This is a genomic window from Leclercia sp. W17 (assembly GCF_003336325.1).
Taxonomy (GTDB): domain Bacteria; phylum Pseudomonadota; class Gammaproteobacteria; order Enterobacterales; family Enterobacteriaceae; genus Enterobacter.
Genome location: NZ_CP031101.1, coordinates 1290197 through 1303390 on the forward strand (window position 1 = coordinate 1290197; position 13194 = coordinate 1303390).

Consider the following 13194-nt stretch of genomic DNA (forward strand, 5'->3'; position numbering starts at 1 on the left):
CGTAATTTCACCCGCGCTGAAATAAATTGATCTGATACAGGTTCAGGCGAAATATTTTCCGTTCCTGGGCAAATGAACATTGCCTGTTACCGTTGCGGTGGGTAAATACACTATTCCGTTAAAAGAATAAGGTTATCAGGGCCAGCAAGGGAACCGTCATGAACCGTTTTATTATGGCAAATAGCCAGCAATGTATTGGATGCTATGCCTGCGAGGTCGCTTGCGTCATGGCACATAATAATGAGCAACATGCCCTCAGCCAGCGCCATTTTACCCCGCGCATCACCGTGGTCAAAGAGGGCAATAAACAGAGCGCCGTAACCTGCCACCACTGTGAAAACGCCCCCTGCGCCCAGAGCTGCCCGAACGGGGCCATCAGCCGCATGCATGACAGTGTACAGGTGGATCAGCGCAAATGTATCGGCTGTAAAGCCTGTGTGGTTGCCTGCCCGTTTGGCACCATCGAGATTGTCACCACACCGCTGGCGGCTACCGCTCAGAAGTGCGATCTCTGCCTTGAGCGTCCGCAGGGGCTCGCCTGTGTGGCGAACTGCCCGGCGGATGCCCTGTCACTGGTGACCCCCGATAACCTGAACCAGCTGGCTCGCGCCCGGCAACTGCGCACGGCGCGCCATGAGGCCCATCCGTGGCAGACCCGGGCGGTGAGCGTGACCAGAACAGGTAGCAAACGCGAGCAGCTGGAGGCTACGCCTGCGCGCGGCGAGCCGGACAAGCTCACCCCTGACGCGCGGGCGGGTAATTTCAACGAAATCTATCTGCCGTTCCGTCCGGCGCAGGCGAAGCGGGAGGCCGACCGCTGCCTTACCTGTGGCGAGCATTCAATATGCGAATGGACCTGTCCGCTGCACAATCATATCCCCCAGTGGATCGAACGGGTGAAAGCGGGGGATATCGCTGGGGCAGTCGAGCTCTCTCACCAGACCAACTGCCTGCCGGAAGTGACAGGCCGGGTCTGCCCTCAGGACAAACTGTGCGAGGGCGCCTGCACGGTGCGCGACGTGGCCGGGTCGGTGACCATTGGCAACATCGAGCGCTATATCTCCGACCAGGCGCTGGCGAAAGGCTGGCGACCGGATCTGAGCCACGTTACGCCGGTTAATAAGCAGGTCGCCATCATCGGCGCCGGACCCGCCGGGCTGGCGTGTGCTGACGCGTTGATCCGTCGCGGCGTCAGCGTCACGGTCTTTGACCGCCATCCGGAAATCGGCGGCCTGCTCACCTTCGGTATTCCGGCCTTTAAGCTGGATAAATCCCTGCTGGCCCGCCGTCGGGAGATCTTCACCGCCATGGGCATCCGCTTCGAACTGAACTGCGAGGTGGGTAAAGATATCCCGCTGGCGCAGCTGCTCAGCGAGTACGATGCCCTCTTTGTCGGGGTGGGGACCTATCGTTCAATGAAAGCGGGTATTCCCAATGAAGATGCGCCGGGCGTTTACGATGCCCTGCCGTTCCTGGTGGGCAATACCCGTCAGCTGATGGGGCTGCCGCCGTCGGTGGAAGAGCCCTTTGTCGATACCGCCGGACTCAACGTCGTGGTGCTGGGCGGTGGCGATACGGCGATGGACTGTGTGCGCACTGCCCTGCGCCACGGGGCGGCGAATGTCACCTGCGCCTATCGCCGGGATGAGGCCAATATGCCGGGCTCGAAAAAAGAGGTTAAAAACGCCAGAGAAGAGGGAGCGACCTTTGAGTTTAACGTCCAGCCGGTGGAGCTCACCCTCGATGACACCGGGCGGGTCAATGGCATCCGCCTGCTGCGCACCCGGCTGGGTGAGCCGGATGCCCAGGGACGCCGTCGTCCGGAGCCCATCGAGGGCAGCGAGTTTGTGATGCCTGCCGAGGCGGTGATTATGGCCTTTGGTTTTAACCCGCATGCGATGCCCTGGCTACAGGCGCAGGGGGTTGAGGTGGATGACTGGGGCAGGATTGCGGCAAGCGTGGAATCGCGCTATCGCTACCAGACCAGCAACCCGCAGATCTTTGCCGGTGGCGACGCGGTGCGGGGAGCCGATCTGGTGGTAACGGCGATGGCGGAAGGGCGACACGCCGCCCAGGGGATCGCCGACTGGCTTGGGGTCGCTTCTCCTACCGAACATTAACCCGACGGGCGACAACGCGGGCTTCGCAGCGTAGTATGACCTGTATTGAGCGCAACGGAGCCCGTATTACCGTGAAAATTGAATTAATTAAAGACAAGTGCCTTTCGGATAACTATTTCATCCTGCGCAACCTGACCTACGATCTGACGCGGCGTAATGGTGAGGTGGTGCGCCACAAACGCGAAGTGTACGATCGGGGCAACGGCGCCACGGTCCTGCTTTACAACCGTGAGAAGCAGAGCGTGGTGTTGATCCGCCAGTTCCGCATTGCCACCTGGGTGAATGGCAACCCCGACGGGCGCCTGATTGAAACCTGTGCCGGGCTGCTGGATAACGATGAGCCGGAAGTGTGCATTCGCAAAGAGGCGATTGAAGAGACCGGCTTTGTCGTCGGCGAGGCACGCAAAGTGTTTGAGCTCTATATGTCTCCGGGTGGCGTAACGGAAATCGTCCATTTCTTCGTGGCGGAATATAGCGACACCCGGCGTGCCGGAGCGGGTGGTGGCATCGAAGATGAGGAGATCGAGGTACTGGAACTACCCTTTGCTCAGGCATTATCGATGATGCAATCAGGTGAAATACGGGACGGCAAAACGGTGATATTATTACAGTATTTGCAAAGTTCCGGGTTAATGGCTTGATCTTATTGCCGTTAATAAGATGTATTCAAAATAAATCTATCCGATAAATCTGATTGAGCAACCCCGTTCTGAGCAGGAAGATACGCTCTGTCTGTTCAGCTATTGCTTTCGGGATCCTGCTATTCATGCGTCACTGCCTTTTATTTGTTTTCATGCTCAGCGTGCTGCCCGCGATGTTAGCCCGGGCGGCACCTGCACAGCGGTCGTTTATTGACTGGCAGGTGACCTGCAACAACCAGAACTTTTGCATCGCCCGTAATGCTGGCGAGCATCACGGGCTGGTGATGACCTTAAGCCGCAGCGCGGGTGCAAAAACTGACGCGTTGCTGCGCATCGATCTCGGTGGGCTGGCAACACCCGATCCCAAACAGCCCGCCATTGCCCCCCGCTTGCTGCTCGACGGCGAGCCGTTGCAGCTTAGCCCCCCGCACTGGCAGATTACCCCGTGGCGTCTGACGACCGACCATGCCGCCACCATTACCGCCTTGCTGACCACACTTCAGCAAAAAAGGGTCATCACGCTCGCCGGTGGCAAGCAGGTCATCTCCCTGGATGGGATGAAAGAGGCGCTACAGTTTATTGATGCTCAGCAAAAGCGTGGCGGGAGCGAAACCGCGTGGATCAACAAAGGGGCACAACCCCCGCTGAGCGTACCGCCCGCACCGGCGCTGAAAGAGGTGGCCGTGGTGAACCCGACGCCGACGCCGCTCACCCGCGAGGAGCGTAGCGATCTGCTCGACTATGGCACCTGGCGTATCAACAACAGCCAGTGTTCGCTCGACCCGGCCCGTCGTGAAGTGCGGGTCACCGCCCTAACGGATGACAAAGCGCTGCTGATGGTTGGCTGCGAGGCGGGGGCATACAACACCGTCGATCTGGCCTGGCTGGTCTCACGCAAAAAGCCGTTTGCTTCCCATGCGGTACGTCTGCGCCTGCCGTTTGTTCCCGCCAGCGACAGCAGCGAGATGGAGTTAATGAACGCCAGTTTTGATGAGAAGAGCCGCGAGCTGACGACCCTGGCGCTGGGGCGTGGGATTGCCGACTGCGGTATCCAGACACGCTGGCGTTTTACCGGCCAGCGTTTCCGTCTGGTGCGGTATGCGGAAGAGCCAAGCTGTGATAACTGGCATGGGCCAGATGCATGGCCGACATTGTGGATAACGCGTTAAAATGCCGGATGGCGCTGCGCTTACCCGGCCTACGAATGACATTAAACTAGTAGGCCCGGCAAGCACGGCGCCGCCGGGCAAAGCACTTACAATAAGGCCTGCGCCTTCTCGACCACATTCTCCACCGTAAAGCCGAAGAACGGGAACAGCTTCTCGGCCGGGGCGGATTCACCGTAGCCGGTCATGCCGACAATCTTCCCTTTTAGCCCGACATACTTGTACCAGTAGTCCGCGATACCCGCTTCCACCGCCACGCGGGCCGTGACGTCTGACGGCAGCACCGACTCGCGGTACTCTTCATCCTGCGCATCAAAGATATCCGTTGAAGGCAGCGACACCACCCGTACTGCATGGCCTTCGGCGGTGAGCTTCTCCGCCGCCTTGACGGTGATCTCCATCTCCGAACCGGTAGCAATCAGAATCAGATCCGGCTTGCCGCCGCTGTCTTTCAGAATATACCCCCCGCGGGCAATATTTTTCACTTGCTCCGGGGTACGCTCGATCTGCGCCAGGTTCTGGCGGGAGAGGATCAGCGCCGTCGGACCGTTGTGGCGCTCTATCGCCAGTTTCCAGCCGACAGCGGCTTCAACCTGATCGCACGGTCGCCAGGTGCTGAAGTTCGGCGTCAGACGCAGGCTGGCCAGCTGTTCCACCGCCTGGTGGGTTGGGCCATCTTCCCCCAGACCGATGGAGTCGTGGGTGTAAACCATGATCTGCCGGGCCTTCATCAGGGCCGCCATACGCGCGGCGTTACGCGCATACTCCACAAACATCAGGAAGGTGGCGGTATAAGGCACAAACCCGCCGTGGTGGGCGATACCGTTGGCAATGGCGGTCATGCCGAACTCGCGCACCCCGTAGTGGATGTAGTTCCCGGCGATATCTTCCTTGAGCGAGGTCGAGCCCGACCAGATGGTCAGGTTACTCGGTGCCAGGTCCGCCGAACCGCCGAGCAGTTCCGGCAGGATTGGGCCAATGGCGTTAAGGACGTTTTGCGAGGCCTTACGGGTGGCGATTTTCGCCGGATTAGCCTGTAAATTTTCAATCAGCGCCTGGGTAGTCTCTTGCCAGTTTTCAGGCAGGCCACCGCCCATGCGACGGCTGAACTCTGCCGCCAGCTCCGGATGGGCTTTCTGATAGGCAGCAAATTTGTCGTTCCAGGCCGCCTGCGCTTTTTCGCCCTCTTCACGGGCATCCCAGGCTTTATAGATCTCTTTCGGGATCTCAAAGGCAGGATATTTCCAGCCCAGCTTCTGGCGGGTCAGGGCCACTTCCTCTTCCCCCAGCGCCGCGCCATGGGACTCTTCCTTGCCGGCCTTGTTCGGGGAACCAAATCCGATGACCGTGCGACAGATTATCAGCGACGGTTTATCAGTTACGCTTTGCGCTTCCTGAATGGCCGCTTTCAGCGCCTCTGGATCGTGACCGTCAATCTCATGAACCACGTGCCAGTTATAGGCCTCAAAGCGTTTGGCCGTGTCGTCAGTGAACCAGCCCTCGGTTTCGCCGTCGATGGAGATGCCGTTGTGATCGTAGAAGCCGATCAGCTTGCCCAGGCCCAGCGTGCCCGCCAGGGAACAGACCTCGTGCGAGATCCCCTCCATCAGGCAGCCATCGCCCATAAAGACATAGGTGTGGTGATCGACAATCTCATGTCCCGGCTGGTTAAACTGCGCCGCCAGCGTGCGCTCGGCAATCGCCAGACCGACCGCATTCGCCAGCCCCTGACCGAGCGGCCCGGTGGTGGTTTCGACCCCTGGCGTATAACCCAGTTCCGGGTGCCCCGGCGTTTTTGAGTGCAGCTGACGGAAGTTTTTCAACTCCTCCAGCGGCAGGTTATAGCCGGAGAGGTGCAGCAGGCTATAAAGCAGCATCGAGGCGTGACCGTTAGAGAGAATAAAGCGGTCGCGGTCATACCACGTCGGATCGTTAGGGTTATGTTTCAGGAAGTCGTTCCACAACACTTCGGCAATATCGGCCATGCCCATCGGCGCGCCTGGGTGACCGGAATTGGCTTTTTGCACGGCATCCATGCTGAGGGCGCGAATGGCATTGGCTAACTCTTTACGGGACATAGTTCACTCCATGGCAAGGTTACAGTTTGGCGGCAAGCAGATCTTCGAGTTTGCGCTGGTCGACCGCGAAAAGACGGATCCCTTCTGACAGCTTCTCGACCGCCATGGCGTCCTGATTATGCTCCCAGCGGAATTCGGCTTCGGTCATGGGTTTGGGTTTTGGCAGCACCGTGGAGGAAGGCACCAGACGGCGGATAACCGGCTCATCTTTCTCCTGCAACTCTTTCAGCAGGTTAGGGGAGATGGTCAAACGGTCGCAGCCGGTGAGGGCCAGGATCTGTTCGGTCCGACGGAAGCTGGCACCCATCACGATGGTTTCATAGCGGTGTTGCTTATAGTAATCGTAGATATTGCGAACGGATTTCACGCCGGGATCTTCGTCCACCACATAAGGGTCCATCGGCTGGCGGGCCTGATACCAGTCGTAGATTCGCCCGACGAACGGTGAAACCAGATGCACCCCGGCCTCGGCGCAGGCACGCGCCTGAGCGAAGGAGAAGAGCAGGGTCAGGTTACAGTTGATCCCCTCTTTCTCAAGCACTTCGGCGGCGCGGATCCCCTCCCAGGTGGAGGCCAGCTTGATCAGAATGCGCGATTTCTCCACATCCTGCTCCTCATAGAGCTGCACAATCTGCCGCGCTTTGGCGATGCTCTTCTCCTGGTCAAACGACAGCCGGGCGTCCACTTCGGTGGAGACGCGCCCCGGAATACTTTTCAGAATTTCGCTACCGATATTCACCGCCAGTTTGTCGCTGGCCTCGGCGACCTGTTGCTCTTTGGTCTTCCCGCGGGCTTTACCAAACGTAATAGCGTCGTCAATCAGGTGCGAGAAGTGCTCAAGCCCGGCGGCTTTCAGCAGCAGCGACGGGTTGGTGGTCGCATCCTGGGGTTGATAATGGCGAATAGACTCGATATCACCGCTGTCAGCCACGACTGTGGTGAATTGTTTGATGCCGTCTAGTTGGTTCATAAATGATGACTCCTTGAAAATAAAAGAGTTGGTGGAGTGTGTTAGATCACACTTCTGCGAAATTCGCGATGGACTTAACAAAAAAGCATAGCAGACGGACATGGTCTTGCTTCGCTGGGCAGGTAACATGATTGTTATAAATTGATAACAATTTTTGTTTTTGGATAGTGAGACTTTGGCACCCTTCAAAGTTTGAACCGCGGTCAGCAGCGATACTATCCGCCACCCTGGGTGAACTCAGACCATAACAACATCACCCATTTTGAACGACACGTGAAAGGAACCTTACAATGGACGATCAGTTGAAACAGAGTGCCCTCGATTTTCATGAATTCCCTGTACCCGGTAAAATTCAGGTCTCCCCCACCAAGCCTCTCGCCACCCAGCGCGACCTGGCGTTAGCCTACTCGCCGGGCGTGGCCGCGCCATGCCTTGAAATCGAAAAAGATCCGCTGGCGGCCTACAAATACACCGCCCGCGGCAACCTGGTGGCGGTGATCTCCAACGGCACCGCGGTGCTGGGGCTGGGGAATATCGGGGCGCTGGCCGGTAAACCGGTAATGGAAGGCAAGGGCGTACTGTTTAAGAAATTTGCCGGTATCGACGTGTTCGATATTGAAGTGGACGAGCTCGACCCGGACAAATTTATCAACGTGGTGGCCGCGCTGGAGCCGACCTTTGGCGGCATCAACCTTGAGGACATCAAAGCGCCGGAATGTTTCTACATCGAGCAGAAACTGCGTGAGCGGATGAACATTCCGGTGTTCCACGACGACCAGCACGGAACCGCCATCATCAGCACCGCCGCTATCCTCAATGGCCTGCGGGTGGTGGAAAAAAACCTCTCTGACGTACGCATGGTGGTCTCCGGGGCAGGCGCGGCAGCTATCGCCTGTATGAACCTGCTGGTGGCGCTGGGGATGCAGAAGCACAACATCGTGGTCTGCGACTCCAAAGGCGTTATTTATAAAGGCCGCGAAGCCAACATGGCGGAGACCAAAGCTGCCTACGCTGTGGAAGATGACGGCAGGCGCACTCTGGCAGAGGTGGTGGACGGCGCGGATATCTTCCTTGGCTGCTCGGGCCCGAAAGTGCTCAGCGAAGAGATGGTGATGAAGATGGCGCGCGCGCCGTTAATCCTTGCCCTGGCCAACCCGGAGCCGGAGATCCTGCCCCCGCTGGCGAAAGCGGTACGCCCGGATGCGATCATCTGCACCGGTCGCTCAGACTACCCGAACCAGGTGAACAACGTTCTCTGCTTCCCATTCATCTTCCGCGGGGCGCTGGACGTCGGCGCGACCGCCATCAACGAAGAGATGAAGCTGGCAGCGGTTCACGCCATTGCCGAGCTGGCCCACGCGGAGCAGAGCGAAGTGGTGGCCTCCGCCTATGGCGATCAGGATCTGAGCTTTGGCCCGGATTACATTATTCCGAAGCCGTTCGATCCGCGCCTGATTGTCAAAATTGCTCCGGCAGTAGCAAAAGCGGCGATGGACTCCGGCGTGGCAACGCGCCCGATCGCCGACTTTGATGCTTACATCGATAAACTCACCGAGTTCGTTTACAAAACCAACCTGTTCATGAAGCCGATCTTCTCCCAGGCGCGCGCGGACGCAAAACGCGTGGTGCTGGCGGAAGGGGAGGAGGCGCGCGTCCTGCACGCCACCCAGGAGCTGGTAAGCCTGGGGCTGGCGAAGCCGATCCTGATTGGTCGTCCGAGCGTGATCGAGATGCGTATCCAGAAGCTGGGTCTGCAGATCAAGCCGGGCGTCGATTTCGAGATCGTCAACAATGAATCCGATCCACGCTTCAAGGAGTACTGGAGCGAATATTACGCGATCATGAAACGTCGGGGGATCACCCAAGAGCAGGCGCAGCGGGCGGTGATCGGCAACACCACGGTGATCGGGGCGATCATGGTCCACCGTGGCGAAGCCGACGCGCTAATCTGCGGCACCATCGGTGAGTACCATGAGCACTTCAGCGTGGTGCAGGAGATCTTCGGCTATCGCGACAACGTGCATACTGCCGGGGCGATGAACGCGCTGCTGCTGCCAAGCGGTAACACCTTTATTGCCGATACCTACGTCAACGACGATCCGACCCCGGAACAGCTGGCGGAGATCACGGTGATGGCCGCGGAAACGGTGCGTCGCTTCGGTATCGAACCGAAGGTGGCGCTGCTGTCGCACTCCAACTTTGGCTCATCCAAATCGGCTGCCGCCTGCAAAATGCGCCAGACTCTGGCGCTGGTGCGCGAGCGCGCGCCGGAGCTGATGATCGACGGGGAGATGCATGGCGATGCCGCGCTGGTGGAGAGTATCCGTAACGAGCGGATGCCGGACAGCCCGCTGAAAGGCTCTGCCAACGTGCTGATCATGCCGAACGTGGAAGCGGCGCGTATCAGCTACAACCTGCTGCGCGTCTCCAGTTCAGAAGGGGTGACCGTCGGGCCGGTACTGATGGGGGTGGCGAAACCGGTGCATGTATTAACCCCGATTGCCTCGGTGCGCCGTATCGTGAACATGGTGGCGCTGGCGGTGGTAGAGGCGCAAACGCAGCCGCTGTAGTGGGTAATTGTCGGGTGGCACTTTCGCTTACCCGACCTGTGGGTCGGGCAAGCACAGCGCCGCCTGGGGTTAAACCCAGTCGCGAACCTTAATAAAATCCTTCAGGGCAGCCTCCGGGCTGCCTTCTTTTGGCTCATAACTGTACTCCCAGCGCACCAGCGGCGGCATCGACATCAGAATCGACTCTGTGCGCCCACCGGTTTGCAGGCCGAACAGCGTCCCGCGGTCCCACACCAGGTTAAACTCCACGTAGCGCCCGCGGCGATAGAGCTGGAACTCGCGCTCGCGCACGCCGTAATTGTGGTTTTTACGCCGTTCGACAATCGGCAGGTACGCCTCGGTATAGCCGTTGCCCACAGCCTGCATAAAGCGGAATGCGGTATCAAAATCGGGGGTGTTGAGATCGTCAAAGAACAGCCCGCCAATGCCGCGCTGCTCGTCGCGGTGCTTCAGGTAAAAATAGTCGTCACACCACTTCTTGTATTTCGGATAGACCTCGTCGCCAAAGGGCTGACACAGATCGCGGGCGGTCTGGTGCCAGTGCACCGCGTCCTCTTCAAAGCCGTAATAAGGCGTTAAGTCGAAGCCGCCACCGAACCACCACACCGGCTCAGCACCCGGTTTTTCGGCAATAAAAAAGCGCACGTTAGCGTGGCTGGTCGGCACGAACGGGTTATGCGGGTGCACCACCAGCGAGACGCCCATTGCCTCAAAGCTGCGGCCTGCCAGCTCCGGGCGGTGCGCGGTAGCCGAGGCGGGCATGGCGTCGCCGTGGACGTGGGAGAAGTTAACCCCGGCCTGCTCGAACACGCCGCCGTTGCGCAGTACGCGGCTGCGTCCGCCGCCACCGGCCTCGCGCTGCCACTCGTCCTGCTGGAATTCACCGCCATCGACGGCGCTCAGTTTCTGGCAAATGTCATCCTGCAGTTGCAGCAGAAAGGTTTTAACCAGCTGTGCATTGGGTTTCATCAACGTTTCCTGGAGTGCGCTTTCTGGTTATCGAACCAGTTAAAGTAACTGATAATGCCGGAGGCAATCGCGTTGGCAATCTTCTGGCGAAACGCCGCCGTGCCGAGCAGACGCTCCTCTTCCGGGTTGGTAATAAAAGAGGTTTCCACCAGCACTGACGGAATTGACGGCGATTTCAGCACCACAAACGCCGCCTGCTCGGTGCCTTTACTGTGCAGACGGTGTACCGGCTTAATCTTCTTCAGAATATGCGAGCCGAGCGTCAGGCTGTTTTTGATGGTATCCGTCTGAACAAGGTCAAACAGCACCTGCTGCAGGAGATGATCTTTATCGGTGGTTTTCTTTCCGGCCACTTCATCCGCGCGGTTTTCCCGGTCGGAGAGGTATTTTGCCATGGCGCTACTGGCGCCGCGGTTGGAGAGGGCAAATACCGATGCCCCCGCCGCCGACGGGTTAGTAAAGCCGTCGGCGTGTATCGACATAAACAGATCCGCGCCGTGCTTGTGGGCGATCTCCACGCGGTCGTACAGCGGAATGAAGGTATCGCCGGTGCGCGTCAGGCGGGCGTCAATGCCGTTGCTGCGTAAAATCGACCGGACATTTTTTGCAATCGCCAGCACAACGTGTTTTTCTTTGGAACCGTTTCTGCCAATGGCGCCGGTATCAATGCCGCCGTGACCGGGATCGAGCATGACCAGACGCTTCGCGCCGGGTTTTTTGGTTTTGGGTTTACTGTGTCCGTTACTGGTTTTGAGTGTGCTCTCGTCTTTTGCCTGAGCCTGCTTTGCGATGCCCGTTAACGTTAAGGCCGCCAGCCCCGCTTTGAGAACCTGACGACGCGATGTGAGTGCTTTTAATGGTTTGAATGTGCTCATGCGGCCTGAATTGTAAAAATTGGGGTCCTGGTGTTATATCGTATCGTCTTTTCCGTTACGACAGTCCATGTGGCGAATTGTTTTACTTTTCATTTCAATACGTGACAAAGTGCCATTATGCCAAATTTTCAGGTGTTTTTCGCGGGATATTGGCGAAAGCGGGCGTTCGCGTCATAATCACTGTTTTTGAACCCAAAAAGGCGGTTAATACCATGGAGATACGTGTTTTTCGCCAGGCAGACTTCGAAGAGGTGATCACTCTCTGGGAGCGCTGCGAGCTCCTGCGACCGTGGAACGATCCGGAGATGGACATCGAGCGCAAGCTCAATCATGACGTCAGCCTGTTTCTTGTGGCGGAGGTGAACGGCGAAGTGGTAGGCACCGTGATGGGCGGCTATGACGGGCATCGCGGCTCGGCGTACTATCTGGGCGTGCACCCGGAGTTTCGCGGGCGCGGCATTGCCAACGCGCTGCTCAATCGTCTGGAAAAGAAACTGATCGCCCGTGGCTGTCCAAAAATTCAGATCATGGTGCGGGAAGATAACGACATGGTACTGGGCATGTACGAGCGTCTTAACTATGAACATGCCGACGTGCTGACGCTGGGCAAGCGCCTGATAGAAGATGAAGAGTATTGATTTTCACCCGGGCGACTACGACAGCTATGGCCGGGTGCGTCTGCCGTTTCTGTTCTGGTGCGTACTGCTCCTCCAGGCGCGCACCTGGGTGCTGTTCGTACTGGCTGGCGCCTCCCGCGATCAGGGCAACACGCTGCTGAGCCTGTTTTATCCCGATCGCAATAACTTCTGGCTCGGGCTGCTGCCGGGGATCCCGGCGGTGCTGGCCTTTTTACTGAGCGGGCGGCGTCACCTCTGGCCGCGCCTGTGGCGTACGCTGCACGGGTTGCTTATCCTCGCCCAGGGCGTACTGCTGTGCTGGCAGCCGCTCCTCTGGCTGAACGGTGAAGCCCTGAGTGGCGTGGGCATTGCGCTGGTGGTGGCCGATATTGTGGCGCTGCTGTGGCTGCTGACCCATCCCCGTCTGCGCGCCTGTTTCACCCTCGAGAAAGATTAAACGGCACTTTTTAGCGATGCTGTACTCCAACAAGCGTTCAAATAACCAGAAAGGAACTCCCGATGAAATCGCTGCGTTTACTGTTATGTGCGCTCCCCGTTGTCCTGACGGGCTGTTCAACGCTTTCCGCCGTTAACTGGTCTGCGGCTTATCCCTGGAACTGGTTCGGCTCATCCACCGACGTGACTGAGCAGGGGGTGGGCAACCTCACCGCCGCCACGCCGCTGGAACAGAGCGCCATCGAATCGGCATTAGGCGGTGATTACCGGCTGCGCAGCGGCATGAGAACGCAGAACGGCAACATTGTGCACTATTACGAAGCGCTGAAAGATGACCAACTGGCCCTGGTGATTAACGGTAATAAAGAGACGGTGACGCGCATCGAGGTGCTGGATAGCGACATCGAAACCGACAGTGGGGTGAAGATCGGTACCCCATTTAGCGACCTCTATCAGAAGGCCTACGGCAACTGCGCGAGCGCACCTGCCGAAGAGGGTGTGGCGGTAGAGTGTAAGGCGGAAGGCAGCCAGCATATCAGCTACCAGTTCAGCGGAACCTGGAATGGCCCGCAGGGGTTAATGCCCTCTGACGACACCCTGAAAAACTGGAAAGTCAGCAAAATTATCTGGCAGCAGTAAATTGCGCCTGGACAAGCCGCCTCGCTGAAAAAGCGGGTATAATCGCCGCCAACCATGCCACGACTTCGTGGCATCTTTTTTTCAGGAGGAGCG

Annotated in this window: 11 protein-coding genes; 7 read left to right on the forward strand and 4 right to left on the reverse strand. The window is 58.4% G+C overall.

Going from position 1 to position 13194, the window contains the following annotated elements; genetic code table 11:
• The first annotated feature begins 158 nt into the window (after positions 1-158).
• From aegA to DVA44_RS06360, 3 genes are all read left to right on the forward strand, one after another.
• The gene (aegA, locus tag DVA44_RS06350; protein WP_114386000.1) at positions 159-2120 is read left to right on the forward strand and encodes a formate-dependent uric acid utilization protein AegA; all 1962 of its coding nucleotides are present in this window, start codon (positions 159-161) and stop codon (positions 2118-2120) included.
• Positions 2121-2185: 65 nt separating this feature from the next.
• Positions 2186-2761, forward strand: a complete 576-nt coding sequence (gene nudK, locus DVA44_RS06355) for a GDP-mannose pyrophosphatase NudK (protein ID WP_103824708.1) — start codon at positions 2186-2188, stop codon at positions 2759-2761.
• A 125-nt stretch (positions 2762-2886) separates the two neighbouring features.
• Positions 2887-3930, forward strand: coding sequence for a DUF1176 domain-containing protein (locus tag DVA44_RS06360; RefSeq protein ID WP_114386001.1), 1044 nt, complete (start codon positions 2887-2889; stop codon positions 3928-3930).
• A gap of 86 nt (positions 3931-4016) precedes the next feature.
• Here DVA44_RS06360 and tkt read toward each other — a convergent pair whose 3' ends face one another.
• On the reverse strand, positions 4017-6005 hold the full coding sequence (gene tkt / locus DVA44_RS06365) for a transketolase (protein ID WP_114386002.1): 1989 nt from the start codon (positions 6003-6005) through the stop codon (positions 4017-4019).
• A 19-nt stretch (positions 6006-6024) separates the two neighbouring features.
• Positions 6025-6975 carry a transaldolase gene (tal, locus tag DVA44_RS06370; RefSeq protein ID WP_103180666.1) on the reverse strand — a complete coding sequence of 317 codons (951 nt, stop codon included), beginning with the start codon at positions 6973-6975 and terminating at the stop codon, positions 6025-6027.
• 290 nt (positions 6976-7265) lie between these two features.
• On the opposite strand from tal, the gene maeB reads away from it, so the two are divergent.
• Positions 7266-9545: an NADP-dependent oxaloacetate-decarboxylating malate dehydrogenase gene (gene maeB, locus DVA44_RS06380; RefSeq protein ID WP_114386003.1), complete on the forward strand. Its 2280-nt coding sequence runs from the start codon at positions 7266-7268 to the stop codon at positions 9543-9545.
• A gap of 69 nt (positions 9546-9614) precedes the next feature.
• On the opposite strand, the gene hemF is transcribed toward maeB, so the two are convergent.
• Both hemF and amiA read right to left on the reverse strand, forming a co-directional pair.
• Positions 9615-10514, reverse strand: coding sequence for an oxygen-dependent coproporphyrinogen oxidase (hemF, locus tag DVA44_RS06385; protein ID WP_114386004.1), 900 nt, complete (start codon positions 10512-10514; stop codon positions 9615-9617).
• Positions 10514-11389: an N-acetylmuramoyl-L-alanine amidase AmiA gene (amiA, locus tag DVA44_RS06390; protein WP_103824669.1), complete on the reverse strand. Its 876-nt coding sequence runs from the start codon at positions 11387-11389 to the stop codon at positions 10514-10516. Before amiA ends, hemF begins: the two co-directional genes overlap by 1 nt.
• A 212-nt stretch (positions 11390-11601) precedes the next feature.
• Here amiA and DVA44_RS06395 point away from each other — a divergent pair, with 212 nt between their 5' ends.
• From DVA44_RS06395 to DVA44_RS06405, 3 genes are all read left to right on the forward strand, one after another.
• A complete protein-coding gene (locus tag DVA44_RS06395) occupies positions 11602-12027 on the forward strand; it encodes a GNAT family acetyltransferase (protein WP_032613000.1) in 426 nt (141 codons plus the stop codon).
• Positions 12014-12463: a DUF2919 domain-containing protein gene (locus DVA44_RS06400; protein ID WP_114386005.1), complete on the forward strand. Its 450-nt coding sequence runs from the start codon at positions 12014-12016 to the stop codon at positions 12461-12463. The genes DVA44_RS06395 and DVA44_RS06400 overlap by 14 nt, the downstream gene beginning before the upstream one ends.
• Positions 12464-12525: 62 nt before the next feature.
• Entirely contained in the window at positions 12526-13101 is a 576-nt protein-coding gene (locus DVA44_RS06405) for an RpoE-regulated lipoprotein (protein ID WP_103824671.1), read from the forward strand.
• Positions 13102-13194 lie beyond the last annotated feature (93 nt).